General features: G+C 61.2%; 16 protein-coding genes. 14 read left to right on the top strand and 2 right to left on the bottom strand.

The window, feature by feature from the left end; genetic code table 11:
- Nucleotides 1–17: 17 nt before the first annotated feature.
- The 3 genes from CO660_RS26505 to CO660_RS26495 all read left to right on the top strand — a co-directional run bounded on the left by CO660_RS26505 (nucleotide 18) and on the right by CO660_RS26495 (nucleotide 2,389).
- On the top strand, nucleotides 18–518 hold the full coding sequence (locus tag CO660_RS26505; protein WP_097601249.1) for a cupin: 501 nt from the start codon (nucleotides 18–20) through the stop codon (nucleotides 516–518).
- Nucleotides 519–606: 88 nt separating this feature from the next.
- Nucleotides 607–1,812 carry an MFS transporter gene (locus CO660_RS26500; RefSeq protein WP_097601248.1) on the top strand — a complete coding sequence of 402 codons (1,206 nt, stop codon included), beginning with the start codon at nucleotides 607–609 and terminating at the stop codon, nucleotides 1,810–1,812.
- Nucleotides 1,813–1,936: 124 nt separating this feature from the next.
- Complete coding sequence (locus tag CO660_RS26495; protein ID WP_245421389.1) at nucleotides 1,937–2,389, top strand: DUF302 domain-containing protein; 453 nt, start codon at nucleotides 1,937–1,939, stop codon at nucleotides 2,387–2,389.
- Between the two features lie 337 nt (nucleotides 2,390–2,726).
- Here the strand turns inward: CO660_RS26495 and CO660_RS26490 are convergent, their stop codons facing one another.
- The gene (locus CO660_RS26490) at nucleotides 2,727–3,410 is read right to left on the bottom strand and encodes a peroxiredoxin-like family protein (protein ID WP_064807907.1); all 684 of its coding nucleotides are present in this window, start codon (nucleotides 3,408–3,410) and stop codon (nucleotides 2,727–2,729) included.
- Nucleotides 3,411–3,955: 545 nt separating this feature from the next.
- On the opposite strand from CO660_RS26490, the gene CO660_RS34000 reads away from it, so the two are divergent.
- Both CO660_RS34000 and CO660_RS26475 read left to right on the top strand, forming a co-directional pair.
- Nucleotides 3,956–4,144 (top strand): hypothetical protein, encoded by a 189-nt coding sequence (locus CO660_RS34000; protein WP_097601245.1) that lies wholly within the window; start codon nucleotides 3,956–3,958, stop codon nucleotides 4,142–4,144.
- A 133-nt stretch (nucleotides 4,145–4,277) separates the two neighbouring features.
- Nucleotides 4,278–5,417 (top strand): ROK family transcriptional regulator, encoded by a 1,140-nt coding sequence (locus CO660_RS26475; RefSeq protein WP_097601289.1) that lies wholly within the window; start codon nucleotides 4,278–4,280, stop codon nucleotides 5,415–5,417.
- A 28-nt stretch (nucleotides 5,418–5,445) separates the two neighbouring features.
- On the opposite strand, the gene CO660_RS26470 is transcribed toward CO660_RS26475, so the two are convergent.
- Nucleotides 5,446–6,492 carry a Gfo/Idh/MocA family oxidoreductase gene (locus CO660_RS26470; RefSeq protein WP_097601288.1) on the bottom strand — a complete coding sequence of 349 codons (1,047 nt, stop codon included), beginning with the start codon at nucleotides 6,490–6,492 and terminating at the stop codon, nucleotides 5,446–5,448.
- Between CO660_RS26470 and CO660_RS32920 the strand changes: the two genes are divergently transcribed.
- The 9 genes from CO660_RS32920 to repB all read left to right on the top strand — a co-directional run bounded on the left by CO660_RS32920 (nucleotide 6,479) and on the right by repB (nucleotide 15,746).
- Nucleotides 6,479–6,757 (top strand): hypothetical protein, encoded by a 279-nt coding sequence (locus CO660_RS32920; RefSeq protein WP_141504921.1) that lies wholly within the window; start codon nucleotides 6,479–6,481, stop codon nucleotides 6,755–6,757. The two genes, CO660_RS26470 and CO660_RS32920, sit on opposite strands and share 14 nt — an antisense overlap.
- 75 nt (nucleotides 6,758–6,832) lie before the next feature.
- Entirely contained in the window at nucleotides 6,833–8,131 is a 1,299-nt protein-coding gene (locus tag CO660_RS26465; RefSeq protein ID WP_097601244.1) for an extracellular solute-binding protein, read from the top strand.
- An 85-nt stretch (nucleotides 8,132–8,216) separates the two neighbouring features.
- Nucleotides 8,217–9,146 carry a sugar ABC transporter permease gene (locus CO660_RS26460; RefSeq protein WP_097601243.1) on the top strand — a complete coding sequence of 310 codons (930 nt, stop codon included), beginning with the start codon at nucleotides 8,217–8,219 and terminating at the stop codon, nucleotides 9,144–9,146.
- A complete protein-coding gene (locus CO660_RS26455) occupies nucleotides 9,143–9,985 on the top strand; it encodes a carbohydrate ABC transporter permease (RefSeq protein WP_085782016.1) in 843 nt (280 codons plus the stop codon). Before CO660_RS26460 ends, CO660_RS26455 begins: the two co-directional genes overlap by 4 nt.
- 43 nt (nucleotides 9,986–10,028) lie before the next feature.
- Entirely contained in the window at nucleotides 10,029–11,267 is a 1,239-nt protein-coding gene (locus CO660_RS26450) for an ROK family transcriptional regulator (protein ID WP_097601242.1), read from the top strand.
- Between the two features lie 46 nt (nucleotides 11,268–11,313).
- Nucleotides 11,314–12,168: a sugar phosphate isomerase/epimerase gene (locus CO660_RS26445; protein ID WP_097601287.1), complete on the top strand. Its 855-nt coding sequence runs from the start codon at nucleotides 11,314–11,316 to the stop codon at nucleotides 12,166–12,168.
- A gap of 22 nt (nucleotides 12,169–12,190) precedes the next feature.
- Nucleotides 12,191–13,252: a sn-glycerol-3-phosphate ABC transporter ATP-binding protein UgpC gene (ugpC, locus tag CO660_RS26440; protein WP_085782018.1), complete on the top strand. Its 1,062-nt coding sequence runs from the start codon at nucleotides 12,191–12,193 to the stop codon at nucleotides 13,250–13,252.
- A gap of 240 nt (nucleotides 13,253–13,492) precedes the next feature.
- On the top strand, nucleotides 13,493–14,701 hold the full coding sequence (repA, locus tag CO660_RS26435; protein ID WP_097601241.1) for a plasmid partitioning protein RepA: 1,209 nt from the start codon (nucleotides 13,493–13,495) through the stop codon (nucleotides 14,699–14,701).
- A 70-nt stretch (nucleotides 14,702–14,771) separates the two neighbouring features.
- Nucleotides 14,772–15,746, top strand: a complete 975-nt coding sequence (repB, locus tag CO660_RS26430; protein WP_097601240.1) for a plasmid partitioning protein RepB — start codon at nucleotides 14,772–14,774, stop codon at nucleotides 15,744–15,746.
- Nucleotides 15,747–15,828: the final 82 nt, after the last annotated feature.

The raw sequence follows: 15,828 nt of genomic DNA, 5'->3' as shown, positions 1-15,828 counted from the left end.
ACAAGGAGAAACCGCTGATGAAGCCCGTATTGAAAACCGACCGCATGTCCCTCGCCGCTCTCGCATTTGCTGCAGTGGTCCTCGGCGCCGGCCTGCCCGCCGCGTCCGCCATGGCGGGCGAATGCCCGGCTGATCAGGTCACTGAAGATGGCATGAAGCCTGGCCCGATGATGCCGAAGGGCGTCTCCGACAGCGTCGTCAAATCAATCGATCTCTCGTCCAAGGGCGAGGCATGGAAGGGAAGCATGCTGCGCATGCGCAAGCTCGTCGTGCAGCCGGGCGGCATCGTTCCCTGGCATTCGCACGAGATGCGCCCGGCCAATATCCTGATCATCTCCGGCTCGATCACGGAATACAGCAGCGCCTGCAAGGTGCCGATCCTGCACAAGAAGGGCGAGGTGACGGCCGAGTTTGGACATCTCTCCCATTGGTGGAAGAACAATGGCAAGGCTTCGGCCGTGCTCTATTCCTCCGACATACTGAGCCCGGAAATGCACACCGATGACGCGGCGATGTAACGGTTGCCCTTTGATCTGAAGCAGCCCCATCGCTCGCCGGCGTTTCCCTCGCAGTGGCAGGGAAACGCCGCATCCCGGAGGAACAAGCATGACCGACATCGAACAGCCGCTCACGGCATCCGTTCAAGAGCGGAGGACCATTCACGCCGACAGTTGGCGCTTTGGACTGATCGCACTCATCGCCTTTTTGACCTTGGTCGACCTCTTTGCGGCGCAAGCCGTATTGCCTTCTCTGGTCGAGAGGTTTCAGGTCAGCCGCGCCACGATGGGTTTCGCCGTCAATGCCAGCACCCTCGGTATGGCGCTCGCCGGTCTGCTCGTCGCCTTCGTCGGCAGAGGCCTGGACCGGCGCAACGGCATCTGGATCAGCCTCGCGATCCTGTCCGTGCCAACGACGCTTCTGGCATTTACCGACAACATCATCGTCTTTGCCGCGCTGCGAATACTTCAGGGGCTTTGCATGTCGACGGCCTTCACGCTGACGGCCGCCTATCTGTCGGAGCATTTCTCCGCCGGAAAGGCCTCCACGGCCCTAGCCGCCTATGTCACCGGCAATGTTGCCAGCAACCTCTTCGGCCGCATGCTGTCCGCTGCCGTCGCAGGCATTGGCGGCCTCTCGATAAATTTTCTGGTGTTTGCCGCCCTCAACCTCCTCGGCGCCGCCCTGGTTTGGTTCACGCTCAAAAGGACGACCAGCATGATGCGGAGCGATGATCGCGGGAATCTCACCATGCGCATCTGGGGCGGACATCTTGCCGATCCAAAGCTGCGACGCGTCTTCGCTATCGGCTTCCTCATCCTCTTCGTGTTCATCGGCACCTACACCTATGTCAACTTTCGGATTGTCACGCTCGGGGTACGCCCGATGGCGCTCGGCCTTGTCTATCTCGTCTTCCTTCCGTCGATCTTCACCACGCCTTTCGCCGGCAGGCTCGCAAGCGCTGTGGGGCCGGCAACCGGAATCGTGCTGACGCTTGCGATTGCCATCGTCGGACTCGTCGCGCTCTTCAGTGCGTATTTGCCGGTCATCCTGATCGGTTTGACACTGGTGGCGGTCGGCACCTTCCTCGCACAGGCAATGGCAACCGGCGTCGTCGGTCAACATGCCAGGAGCGACAAGGCTGGAGCGAGCGGCATCTACCTCGCATCCTACTATACCGGAGGCATGGCCGGCAGTGTGGTTCTCGGTCAGGTCTACGATCACGTCGGCTGGAACGCATCCGTCTACGTGCTTATCGCAGCTCTGGCGGTAGCAATGCTGCTCGCGGGTTCGCAAAGCGCCCCGCACCGATAGATCCCAATTTTCCGTGGTAGCCGGAAGAGGGGTCGCCCCTTCCATGCGGAAGCCGGCGACGAGTTTGAATGAGACACAACCGAAAGGAGTAAATGACATGCAAAGAATGATCAGACTATTGTTCATGGCCGCGCTTTCATTGGCAGGAATTCTGTCGGCATCAGCCACTATCGTCCAGGCAGGTGCCCGGGACGGTGTCGTTGTTCTGAAGAGTCGCTATTCGGTCGACGAGACTGTCACAAAGATCAAAGGCAGCGTCGCAGAGAAGGGCATAATGCTGTTCGATGATATCGATCAAGCAAGACTCGGCAACGCGGCTGGCAACAAGGTCCGTCCATCGCGGCTGATCCTGTTCGGCAATCCGGCGCTCGGAACGACGTTCATCACCGCCAATCCAGTGGCCGGGCTCGATTGGCCCGTCAGAGTTCTCGTTTACGAAGCGAAGGATGGAACGGTCCGTGTTGCCTATACGGATTTTAACTGGATCGCGCGACGCCATGGCATCACCAGCCGCGAGAAGGAGTTCAAGATGGCGTCCGAGGTCATCAAAGCGGTGACGGATCCGGTCCATCGATGAGGTCACGGCGATGCGGTGATAAATGGGGAGGGAGCGACTTCCTCCTCATTGCGGATGTTGCAGAGAGGTTACCATCTGAGGCTGCCCTGACCTTTAATGGTTGGTTGAGAACCTTCCAGGCGCGATGCTGACTTTGGTCTAGATTCTACTGGTTCTGATGACCGTTGCTCGCCACGGACTTGGTGCAGCTGCGTAACGACCGGCCGCGGGCTTGGCAATGCCCACGGTCCGCTGGTGGCCCCAGACCTGCTGATCATCGTATACAACGGGAAGCTCTGCGCGTTCGCCGATTGGTATAAGGCTGCCAACCGTCTCGTGGAACGAGTTTTTCAGCAGCTTACTGAAGTGCGACTTGGGACGCTGCCGACATCAATTCTTCGGGACTCGGCGCCCGGCATAGATTTTGGCCCCCCTCTTCGGCTTCTGTGAAACTCCAGCGCACAGTGCCTTCCCGATCGAGCAGGAACTCGCCGATAAGCGGCATGTGACCGGCGATGATAATCTGCTGGTCGGCCGCCGTCATTTCATACGGGTCCTTTTTCTCCAGAAAGTCGCCCGCCGCAGCCGGGTTCATCGGCACGGGCAACTCCCGCGGTAAATCGATCCGCATTGTCATGACCGCGTCCATTCCGAGCTTGTGCGGCCATTCGGTTTCATTCTCCGTGAGCTCGAGGATGGGTAAACCGAAGGCGCGATGCGAAGCCCCCTCCGGGTCGGATGCGCTGATAAGGTTGGGTAGTGGATGGTAACGAAAGTAGAGCCGCGCCCGTTCGACGGGCGTCTTGACGACAGCGAGACACTCGATGCCTTTCTCCTTCAGGGCAGGGTTGAGCTGCGCCATCGCCGAGACATGACGCCGACAGAATGGACAGTGTAGGCCTCGAAATAGACCGATCAGTAGCGGGCTACGGCCTCGAAAGTCATCGAGCGCGATCTTGCCTTCGCGCGAGATCGCATCGAGTACAACATTCGGTGCCCGGTCGCCCGGCTGCAGCGGGCGGTCGACACTATCCGTGGACATGAACAACCTCCTCCCGATCGATCAAAAAGGCAGCACACCCAGCGCTTCGGGGGGCGAGCCCCTGCTGGGCGCAAACCCCCTTCGCCGGGGCAAAGTAGCGTTCGGCCTCTGCCATATTCCAGACGTCGAACTTGAGCTTTGCAGGCCCATCATAGCATGGAAAAGACATCCGCGGGCGAACATTCAGAGTGGTCAGCAATCCGCGGCGTGCTATGTCCTCCGAGAGATTTTGGATCGAGCCGCCTGCCTTCATCCGACGCACGTTCTGATCGTCCAAGACAAGTTTATCGAAAGCGATATCACATCCAACACTGAGCGTGATCTTCTCAACGCCCGTGCCATGTCGTTTCTCCTTAACGAGCCGGCCGGAGCTCTCTCCAGCCTCCCCTTCGAAAAAACCTCGCTTTCTAAGTAGGCGACCATCAGCCGCAAGGATAACGCAATCTTGATCGATGATGACAGTTTCCTGATCGCAGCATCGACCTATCTGCTTTGGCAACCACACTGAAGACGCTGCCTGTTGGCGGCGAAGGGAGGGTTGAGGGATGCTCCGGATGTGGAAATTGCCGGCAGCGATGGCAGCGCTCATCGCCGTTGCCATGTCGGCGTCGTCCTGCACGACGACCTCTACCGACCCGGCGCAGACCGGATCGGTTGGATACTCCAGCGCTGACTTCGCACTCAGGCCGGCTTGTCGCGACGGTTTCGGCAACGATCGTCCTTGCAGCTATTAACGTATAGAAGACGCAGCGAGGATGATCGGCACGCCGTTGCGGTTCTCGAAAGCCGGAGCACTTCGTTGGAAAATCGTTACGAGCACCGATAAGCGTGATACACACCGTCGAAGTGCTCTCAAGAAAGACGGTCATGCGGTATCTTCGGTCGGGGCCGCGTCGGCTTCACACTCAAGAGTTGGGCGCTCCCCGCGCTAAAACGGTGGGCTTGAGATCGGGTGAGATCGCCGACCGGAATATCCGCGTCATCCTAGAAGCAATCCGCCGGCACGGGCCACTGACGCGCACCGAGCTTGGGCGGCATAGCGGGCTGACGGGGCCTGGCATCACCAATATATTGCGGCGGCTTGCCGACGAGAAGCTCGTGACATCGAACCGGCGCACCGGGCTCGGCGGCGGGGCGACGGCCACGGAATTCGCGCTGCGGCCGGAGGGCGCGTTTTCGATCGGCGTCAAGCTTCGACGGACGCGCGGCGAGATCGTGCTGATCGATTTGAGCGGCCAAGTGCATGACCGGGTCTATTTCGACGTGGAGCCGGAAGACGGGGTTGGCGCGGTACACGCGGCGGTCCGGGACATGGCCGATCGGCATGCGACATTGCCGATCGTCGGGCTCGGGATCGCCGCCAACGATTGGAACGATGCCCGCAGCGAGCAGCTTGCCGCGATGTCGACGATCGCACGCACCTACGTCGAAAACGAATGCACGGCGAGCCTGCTTGCCGAGCGCACGATCGGCAGCGCCATGCCGGAGGGTGGGCTCGCGATGATCATCATCGACGACGATGTTCAGGCGGGTTTCCTCATCCGAGGCATACCCTATTCCGGCGTGCATGGGCGGGCGGGCAGCATCGGCGAAATGCTGACCGGGCCCGACAATGTCCAGCTCAATACCGTCGTCGGTTTCGATTCCCTGCGCTCACGCATCGGAGACGAGGACTTCGCGCGCCTGCTCAGGGGCGAGGAGTTCTCCTCGTCGTCGCTGTCGCAATGGATACGCGAGGCCGCCGGCCATCTGCTCGACCCGATCATCGCCATGGCCGGCTTCATCGCCCCGAGCGTCGTCATGATCGGCGGCGACCTGCCGCAGGGCGTGATCGAGGCGCTGATCCATCAGCTTTCCGTCGAGCGGCGCGACACCTCGACCAGGCCGCTCCTGACGCCCTGGATTTCGCCGATGCGGCCGGCAAGCTTCAGCGGCGGCGGGGTGGCACTCGGTGCAGCCCTCCTGCCCTTCCTCAACACGCTTCTGCTGCCGCCAGCTTCGGCCTAAGCCGACCGTGCAGCATAATTCGGCGGGCTCAGCCGAGCGCCTCATCGGTATGGCTGAGATCGGAGGCGAGCGCCTTGTCGAGCACCTTCTGGATGCTGGCGGCGCGCCGGAAGGAGGGTTCGTGGGTCTTGCCCGCCCGCACGGCCTGGACGAAACGTTGGTAGTTCGTCTCCACAGGATCGAAAGGCACATCGCGCCAGGTCGCTGTGTGCACGTCTTCGCCGAGGCAGGCGCGCAAGCTCGATTTACCGGTGTCGTAGATCATCTCGACCGAGCCGGTTTCACCATAGACCCTAAGGCGCAGCTGATCCATCTGGCCGGCGGCCGTACGCGTCGCCTGGATCGTGCCGATCGCGCCATTGGTGAAGTCGACATTCATCGTGAAGCTGTCATTGGCGTCGAGATCATATTCGCCGATCCTGTGACCCGGCGCCTTGTCGAAAGTCTTCAGCCGAGCAAAGACGTGGGCGACGTCGAGGCCGGAGCCATAAGAGGCGAAATCGACGATGTGAATGCCGATATCGCCAAGCGCGCCGTTCGAGCCGTGTTTCTTGCTCAGCCGCCAGAGCCATTTGCTTTCGCTCTTCCAATCGCCCCAGTGGCGGCCGACCAGCCAGCTTTGCAGATGCGACGCCTCGACATGGCGCACGGCGCCGATCTCGCCGGCCAGCACCATCTGCCGGCCCTTCTGCAGCGCCGGCGAATTGCGATAGGTGAGGTTGACCATGCCGACCTTGCCGGCCCGCTCAATCGCCTCGGTCATTTCCATCGCCTTGACGGCATCGGTGGCGAGCGGCTTTTCGCAGAAGACGTGTTTGCCGGCGGCGATCGCCTGAAGCGTCGTCGGGTGGTGGATACGGTCGGGCGTGACGTTCGCCACCGCGTCGAACTCGCCCCAGGCGAGCGCATCCTCCAGCGAGATGAAATGATTGGCGATGCCGTGTTCGGTGCAAAAGGCGGCGAGCCGCTCCGGGACGACGTCGACGCCGCCAACGACGCTGACGCCTTCGATCGCCTTGAAACGCGCGGCGTGCTGGTTGGCCATGCCGCCGGTTCCGAGAATGAGTAAACGCATCTTCTCCTCCATGGACTTCAGTTTCCGGCTGCCGCTGCGGCCGGAGCACGAACTGACACCATCGCGGCCATCCGCGATCGATCGGCCTTTTCGTCAGGAAAATTGCGGGTTGGATGCGCCTGATTTCCCTAAGGCGCTGTCGACAACTTATTTTGGCGCGCATCCCTTCCGAAAACCGCAGCGTGCGCTAGCTGCTGTTGAATGTCGCCAGCATCTCATCCTCCCAAGCTCTGGCTTGACATCAAATCAAAGTAACTTAATCTAATTAATGCAGCACGGAAATGAGGAGAGGTCAACCGACCGCCAGGCTGTATTCGTTCAAATGGGGAGGAGACCCATCATGAAGAGCGCGACCGTCAGCGCATTGGCGCTGAGCACTGTCTTATTTTCAGCATCCACCATTTTTGCCCAGGAACTTGCCACCAAAGACCGGATCGGCCTTGCCGATGCGCCGAAAACGCTCGTCGTCCGCCTGACGAACGACAGCCCGAACAATTCCGATCCCGCCATTGCCGAGGGCTATCAGAAGCTCTTCGTCGATTTCATCAAGAAGCATCCGGACTGGAAATTGCAGATGCAATTCATGTCCTCCGACATCGGCACTGAACAGGCCAAGATGCTGGAGCAGGCCAAGGCCGGCAACGCGCCGGATTGCGCGGCCGTCGACTCCTTCGTGCTCTCGCAATTCATGGTCAATCACGTGCTGGCCGATTTCACACCCTATTTCTCCAAGGAAGAAATCGACGATCTCTTCCCCTTCATCCGCGACGGCATCACCGACAAGGACAAGACCATCCGTGCCTGGTGGTGGGATACGGACCTGCGCGTTCTCTACCGCAATAAGTCTGTGGTCGCAGATGCGCCGAAGACCTGGGACGAACTGAAGAAGGCCGCCCTTGCCTCCACCAAGGAGGGCATGGAAGGCGTGCTCTTCAACGGCGGGCGCTGGGAAGGCACGACCTTCGACTGGCTCGCCAATTACTGGGCGCTCGGCGGCAAACTCGTCGACGACTCGGGCAAGCCAATCTTCGGCGAAGGTGAGAACAAGGAGAAATTCCTGAAGGCGCTGAACTACTTCAAGGATCTCGTCGATTCCGGTGCGGCGCCGAAGCGCGTTACGACGATCGCCAATTACGACGATATGAACGCTGCGGCGGCTGCCGCGACGACGGCGCTCTTCATCGGCGGCAACTGGCAATATGCACAGCTGAAGACGACGCTCGACGAAGAGGAATTCAAGAACTGGACCTTCTCGCCGATCCCGGGCCCCACGGCCGACCAGAAGTCGACGGGCACCGGCGGCTGGACGGTCGCCTCCTTCAGCAAGGACAAGGAGAAGATCGAAATGTGCGCCAACCTGGCGCGCGACGTCTATATGGGTCCTGCAAACGCGCTGCAGCAGCAGCTGCCGACGCGCAAGTCGCTCTTCGACAAGTATGAGGTCTTTTCGACGGAAGCCAACAAGACCTTCGCCAATGCGCTGGTCGATGGCCAAGCCCGGCCCGGCGTGCCGATCTATCCCGAGATCTCCAACCAGATCCAGATCATGATGGGAGACGTGCTGTCGGGGACGAAGAAACCGGAAGAAGCTCTGGATGCCGCATTCAGCGCGGCGATGGAGGCTTACAAGCGTCTCTGATCCCGGGCGCTTTCCACGCTTCCGACCGCGACGGCGCCTGGACTTGAGGCGCCGTCGACAGTGCCAAACCCGGACAGAGAAGCCAATGAGCCCTATTGCCATCGAGGCTGACAGCCCGCCTCAGAGCAGAACGTTCATGCGCCGGTTCGCCGGCGCGCCCCTGCCCTGGATCATGCCGGTGATCATCGTCATCGGCATATTCTACCTTTATCCCGTCATCGACGTTTTCCGGCTTTCCTTCACCAATGCGACGCTGATCGGCGAGAACCAGCAATATACGTTTGGGTCGATCACCAGTGCGCTGAGCTCGCCGCAACTGCCCGACATTCTCTGGGCGACGCTGATCTTCGTCGGCGGCAGCGTCATCGGCCAGCAGATCCTCGGCCTTGCGGTCGCCGTCACCGTCGTTCGCGGCGAAAAGCGCGGCCTGTTCGGCACCACGATCCTGAGGACCACGGCGCTCGTCGCCTGGGTCGTGCCGGGCATTGCCGGCGGCATCATCTGGCAGATGTTGTTTTCCGAAGCGCCCTACGGCGCGCTGAACAGCATTTTGAGGCTGATGCACATGCCGACCGTCGCCTGGCTATCGGACCCGGCAATGGCGCCGTGGTCGACTCTGATCTCGAACATCTGGCGCGGCACCGCCTTTTCGATGGTCGTCATGTATGCGGCGCTGAAATCGATCGATCCCTCGCTATACGAGGCGGCGGAGGTCGACGGCGCCAGCGCCTCGCAGCAGTTCTTCTTCGTCACGCTGCCGCAGCTGCGCGCTGCCATCCTCGTCAACATGATCCTGATCACCATCCAGACGGTGAACACCTTCGATGCGATCATCACACTGACAGGCGGCGGACCCGGGCGCGCGACCGAAGTGATCTCGCTCTACGTCTTCAATATCGTCTTCCGAAACTATGACCTCTCCGGCGGCAGCGTGCTCTCCGTGCTGATGCTGATCATCAGCCTCGGGCTCGCCTTCGTCTATGCGTCGTTCCTGCCGAAGGAGGAAGAGCAATGAGCGGACGCACCGGAAGCCGGTTAGGCGATGCCATGAGCTATCTCTTCATGCTGGTGATGTTCGTCTTCTTCGCCGGCCCCCTCACCTATCTGCTGTCGATGGCGCTACGCGACAAGCGGGAGGTCTATCGCGGCGCGGCGCGCTATATTCCCGACAATCCCACCATCCAGAATTTCATCACGGTTCTGAACAACAGCTATTTTCCGATCTATCTCTGGAACGGCCTGAAGCTTGCGGCTCTCAGCGGGCTCGGCGTGCTGATCGTTGCCTTGCCCGCCGCTTACGCTTTCTCCCGCTTCCAGTTCCGTGGCAAGGGCCTCTCGATGATGGGGCTGCTGCTCTTCCAGATGATCTCGCCGCTCGTCATCATGGTGCCGCTCTATCGCTACATGAACCGCCTCGGCCTGCTGGACACGCATTTCGCCGTCGTCATGGTCTATATCGCGCTCGGTGTTCCCCTGGCGACCTGGCTGTTGAAAAGCACGGTCGACGGCATCCCGCGCAGCCTCGACGAAGCGGCGATGATCGACGGCTGCAACCGCTTCTCGGTCTTCTGGCGCATCATCGTGCCCCTGTCGGCGCCGGGCATCGCCTCGGTTTTCATCATCACTGTGATTGCCGGCTGGTCGCAATTCCTGGTGCCTTTCCTGCTGCTCACCAAAAATGACCTGATGCCGATCGGCGTCGGAATCTTTAACTTCCGCGGCATGCAGACCGACTCGTCCATCCAGCTGCTTGCCGCCGCCTGCCTGATTGCGGTCGTTCCGGCGATCGTGGCCTTCCTGTCGCTCCAGAGGCTGATCCTCGGCGCGATGACCAGCGGCGCGGTGAAGGGATGAGAGGGTCTGCTTCACTCTCCACGCGCGCGGAAGGATTGAACGCATGAACCAGACACTCGGCGCTAGGCTCTCCCCCGATCTGACGGGCGCCAATGTCGAAGACGCGGGCGAGCACAACAGGGCCGTCGTGCTCCGCTGCATCCACCGCCAGGCGCCGATTTCGCGCGCCGAAATCGCCAGGCAGACGGGCTTCACCAAACCGGCGATCGCACGCATCGTCGACCGCCTGCTGGACGAGGGCCTGATCATGGAGGCCCGCCGCCGGCATGGGCTCAGAGGCCAGCCGGCAATCGAACTCGAAATCAATCCCGACGCCTATTACGCCATCGGCATCAACATCGACCGCGACCATCTGACGATCCTGGCGGTCGACGCCGTCGGCAATGTGCGCGCCCGCGTACACCACGAGAAACGCTTCATCCTGCCGGCGGAATTCATGCAACTGACATCAGATGCGATCTCGCATTTCCAGCGCAGCCGGCTGATCGACGATGCGCGCCTTGCCGGCATCGGCCTTGCCATGCCGGATTGGCTCGGCGAAATCTCGCTGCTCGGCAAGCCCGACGCCTATCAGGAATGGACTGATTTCGACGTGCGCGCCGCACTGGAGAGCCTGACGCCGCATCCCGTCTTCACCGAAAATGAGGCTAATGCCGCTGCCCTTGCCGAGCTCAACTACGGCCTCGGCGCGGAAAGCAGCAGCTTCTTCTATATCGCCGTCAATGCCTGCCCGGGCGGCGGCCTCGTTCTCGACGGCAACGGCCATCGCGGCGCCATGGGCCTCAGCGGCGAGATCGGCTGGCTTCCGATTGCCGACGGCCGCGACGGCGAGGCGCAGAAGGTCCAGCTTCTCGGGGAGATCTTCTCGCTGTTCTTCCTCTATGATTTCCTCGCCCGGCATGGGATCAAGGTGAGCGTGCCGCAGGATCTGCTGACCCTCGACGCGCGCGGCAAGCGCCTCGTTTCGCAATGGCTGAAGGAAATGAGCGCGCATCTCGCCGTCGCGGTCAAACATATCGCCATGATCGTCGATCCCGATGCCGTGCTCGTCGGCGGCCGGCTGCCGATCCGCATCGTCGATGAACTGCTGCGTTACGTGCACGAGCATCTCGACGCCGAGGACACGAACCTGCCCTCGCTGCATCGCGCCTCGATCGGCGAGGACGCCTCGGCCATGGGTGCGGCGGCCATGCCGATGGCGGCCGCCCTGATGCTCGCATCGGCCGATGTGGCGCAGCGCACGCGCTCGCCGCTGAAATTCATGGATCGGCTGAACAGTTGAAACGACCGCAAGGCCCCCCGGATTTTGATGAGGATCGGAGGATATGGTGAAAATCGGCTTCTATACCTCGACATTCAATGACCGCCCGCTGGAGGAAGTGGTAGATTTCGCCGCGTCGGCGGGGTTCGAAGCGATCGAGATTGATGTCGGCGGCCACATCAAGACGCCCGACCGGGTGGAGGACGCCGTCTCGCTGGCACGAAGCCGCGGCCTCTTCGTTTCCTCGATGACTTTTTTCGGCAATCAGCTCGATGCCGACCGCGACAAGCGCCGCGAGCTCCGGGCAAGGACCTCAGAATTTGCCGAAGCGATCGGCGGCGCCGGCGTTCCGATATTCGTGATCTTTCCCGGCCGTAACGATACGGCAAGCGACGAGGCCAATTATGACGACTTCGCCGACTTCGCGATTGGACTGATCGCGCAAACGCAGGCAAGCGGCCTCACCTTCGCGATCGAGAACTGGCCCGGACCTAGAGACAATTTCATCGGAACGACGCCTCGGGGATGGCAGGAACTTTTCCGCCGCATCGAGGACCGCCGCTTCGGCCTCGAATTCGACCCCTCGCACCTCATCCGCATCGGCGTCGATCCCTATCGGGCGTTGGAGGCGGTCAAGGACCGCATTGCCATTCTGCATGCCAAGGATACGGCGATCGACGCCGAGGCCCTGCAGGCACTCGGCTATCACGGCAAGGGCTGGTGGCAATACAAGTTGCCGGGGCTCGGTCTGCTCGACTGGCCGCGTTTCCTCAGGCAGGCCCGCGGCTACGGTTTTGACGGCACGCTGTCGATCGAGCACGAGGATGCCGCTTACGGCTGGCCGGGCAAGGACTTGGCCGCGCGCAAGGAGGGTGAGCGCCTCGGCCTCGATTTTCTCAAAAGTGTCTTGAACGGACTTTGACGGCGAATTCGGGAGGAGTTTCATGGCCCATGTTTCGGTCAGCAATGCGCGCAAGGACTACGGCGCGTTCAAAGCCATCAAAGGCGTGTCCGTCGATATCGGCGACGGCGAATTCGTCGTCCTGGTCGGCCCCTCCGGCTGCGGAAAATCGACGCTGCTCAGAATGATCGCCGGCCTGGAGGGCATCACTTCGGGCAAGATCCAGATCGGCAAGCACATCGTCAACGAGCTTGCGCCCAAAGACCGCGACATCGCCATGGTGTTCCAGAACTACGCGCTCTATCCGCATATGACGGTGGCGAAGAACATGGGCTTCTCGCTGCGGATGAAGCGCATGCCGAGATCGGAGATCGATCAGCGCGTCGGCAATGCGGCAAAAATCCTCGGGCTGGAAAACCTGCTGGAGCGTTATCCGAAGCAGCTTTCGGGCGGTCAGCGTCAGCGCGTCGCCATGGGCCGGGCGATCGTGCGCGATCCAGCCGTCTTCCTGTTCGACGAGCCTTTGTCGAACCTCGATGCCAAGCTTCGGGTGCAGATGCGCTCGGAGATCAAGGAACTGCATCAGCGGCTGCAGACGACGACAATCTACGTGACCCACGACCAAATCGAAGCCATGACCATGGCAGACAAGATCGTTGTCATGAAGGACGGGCTGATCGAGCAATCGGGCTCGCCGCTCGAACTCTACGACCGCCCGAACAATCTGTTCGTCGCCGGTTTCATCGGCTCGCCGGCGATGAATTTCATCAAGGGCAGCATGAGCGAAGACGGGTTCAGGACCGTGGACGGGCTGCTGCTGCCGAGCGAACGCCGGCCGAAGGATGCCGTGACCTACGGCATTCGCCCCGAACATATCATGCTCGACCCCAACGGCATCGAAGTGACGACCGTCGTCGTCGAGCCCACAGGCTCGGAAACACTCGTGCTCGTGCGGCTCGGAGGTCAGACGCTGACCTGCGTCTTCCGCGAGCGGATCCGGGCCGCCCCCGGAGACGTGTTGAGGATCGCCCCCGGCCACGACACCGTTCACCTCTTCGGCGCCGACGAGCAGCGCATCACTACAGGCGAAGCGCCATTGAGTTAAGCCCGCCGAATGCCCCCTCCCCTTCGGCCGGGCGCCGCCGGGGGCGCGTTATCAGCGCCCCCGGCCCAAAATCCCCGGTCATCCGGACATCACGCAGAGATCCGGCAAGTGCTTGGACGAGCATCGAAAAGGTTAATATGCGTTAACCTTAAATTTCTTGGCCGGTATCGGAGAATCGCGGATAATAACGGTTACAGGGGCTTTTGATCCCGAAAACCGTTATCCGAAAGATTGCTGCCGATGAACGCTAATTCGAACGCCGTGAAGGCCGCGCCGCTCTATTTCGAGGATCAGATTCTCGAGCACGGCGACGTGATTTCGAAGAAGCTGCATCTCTTGAGCGTGCAGCGCTTTCCGCCGAACGCGAAGAAGACGCTGCGCAGCTTTTCTCTTGCCGAGGTCGCCAGTTATGTCGGCGCGTCGCAGAGTACGCTGAAGAAACTGCATCTCGAGGGCAAAGGCCCCTGCCCGCAGACGTCGCCTTCTGGGCGGCGCTCCTACAGCGCCGAGCAGATGCTCGAGCTGAGGCGCTATCTCGATGCGCATGGCCGCTCCGAAAGCCGCATGTATGTGCCCCATCGCCGCGCTCATGAGAAGCTACAGGTCATCGCCGTCGTCAACTTCAAGGGCGGCTCGGGCAAGACGACGACGGCTGCCCATCTTGCCCAGCATCTGGCGCTGACCGGCCACCGCGTGCTCGCCGTCGATCTCGATCCGCAGGCATCGCTCTCCTCCCTGCACGGCTTCCAGCCGGAGTTCGACCAGGCCGCCTCGCTCTATGAAGCGATTCGCTATGACGGCGAGAAGAAGCCACTCTCCGAGATCATCCACAAGACGAATTTTCCCGGTCTCGACATCGTGCCGGCCAATCTCGACCTGCAGGAATATGAATACGATACGCCGCTCGCCATGGCCGACAAATCGACCAATGACGGCAAGACCTTCTTCACCCGCATCTCTCGCGCGCTTGCCCAGGTCGACGATCGTTACGACGTCGTCGTCATCGATTGCCCGCCGCAGCTCGGTTATCTCACGCTGACGGCGCTGACGGCCGCGACCAGCGTTTTGATCACCATCCATCCGCAAATGCTCGACATCATGTCGATGGGTCAGTTCCTTCTGATGCTCGGCGGCATCCTGAAGCCGATCCGCGCCGCCGGCGCCGAAGTGAACCTCTCCTGGTATCGCTATCTCATCACGCGCTTTGAGCCGACCGACGTGCCGCAGGCGCAGATGGTCGGCTTCATGTCGACGATGTTCCACGAGTTCATGCTGAAGAACCAGATGGTTAAATCCACCGCGATCTCGGATGCCGGGATCACCAAGCAAACGCTTTACGAGGTCGAGCGCGCCTCGATGAACCGGGGAACCTATGATCGCGCGCTGGAGGCGATGGACGCCGTCAACACGGAGATCGCCGGCCTTATTCACCAGGCATGGGGGCGGTGAATTTGTCGGCTGACAAATTCACCGTTTTCTTGAACTGAATCAATGCAATGACCGCAATCGGAGGACGCTGATGGCACGAAAGAATCTGCTGGAAGGGCTGGCCGATATGCCTGATGAAAACGCAGGCGCGCCGAACTATCCGATGCGCGGGGCAGGCCGGTCTCTCGTCCGCTCGCTGGATGAGCTTGCCAAGCAGGCGGAAAAATTCCTGGAGGGCGAGGCGGTGGTCGATCTCGACCCCGATCTCGTCGAAGCCTCGTTCATCAAGGACCGCCTGTCCGAGGATGATGAGGACTTTCAAGCGCTCGTCGAAGCGATCCGCGCGCGCGGACAGGACACGCCCATCCTGGTGCGTCCCCACGCCAGGATCGACGGACGTTATCAGGTGGTCTTTGGTCACCGGCGGCTGCGCGCCGCCCGCGAACTCGGCCGCAATGTCCGTGCCGTCGTCAAGGTGATCGACGACCGGACCCACGTGATCGCCCAGGGGCAGGAGAATTCGGCCCGCGCCGACCTCACCTTCATCGAGCGCGCACTCTTTGCCAGACGGCTGGAGGAGCTCGGTTACGACAGGGAGGTCGTCTCGACCGCACTTGCCGCCAATGCGGCTTTGGTCTCGAAGATGCTGTCGGTAATGGACCGCATCTCGCCGGAGGTCGTCCAGGCAATCGGGCCGGCGCCCGGCGTCGGCCGCGAGCGCTGGGTGGAACTGTCGCTGCTCGCCGGCAAAGCGGCCAATGCGGCAAATGTCGCCAAGGTCCTGCAGGACGACAACTTTCATCAGCTACCATCCGACAAACGTTTCGAAGCGCTTTATGCGGCGCTGAACAAAAGCGCGCGGCCGGTGAAGAAAACCGCCGCCGCGAGGAAGGTGACATGGCAGCCGCGGGATAAGGCGGTGCAGGCGGAAATGAAGAATGACGGCAAGGCGTTCTCGCTCTCGATGAAGGCGAGAAATGCCGGCCGCTTCGGAGACTTTCTCTCCAGCCGGCTGGACGCGCTCTATGAGCAATTCCTCGCCGAGGAGGGCAAACAAGGAGACTGAAACCGCAAAAGAAAAAGGCCCCCAAACGAACGAGTCGTGGAAGCCCTTCTCACATCCTTAAGCAAGACAGAGAATCGCATTT

Origin of the sequence: Rhizobium sp. L9 (genome assembly GCF_002531885.1) — a bacterium.
Classification (GTDB): domain Bacteria; phylum Pseudomonadota; class Alphaproteobacteria; order Rhizobiales; family Rhizobiaceae; genus Rhizobium.
The sequence above is the reverse complement of the archived record's forward strand: the minus strand, read 5'-3'. Positions and strand labels throughout refer to the sequence as shown.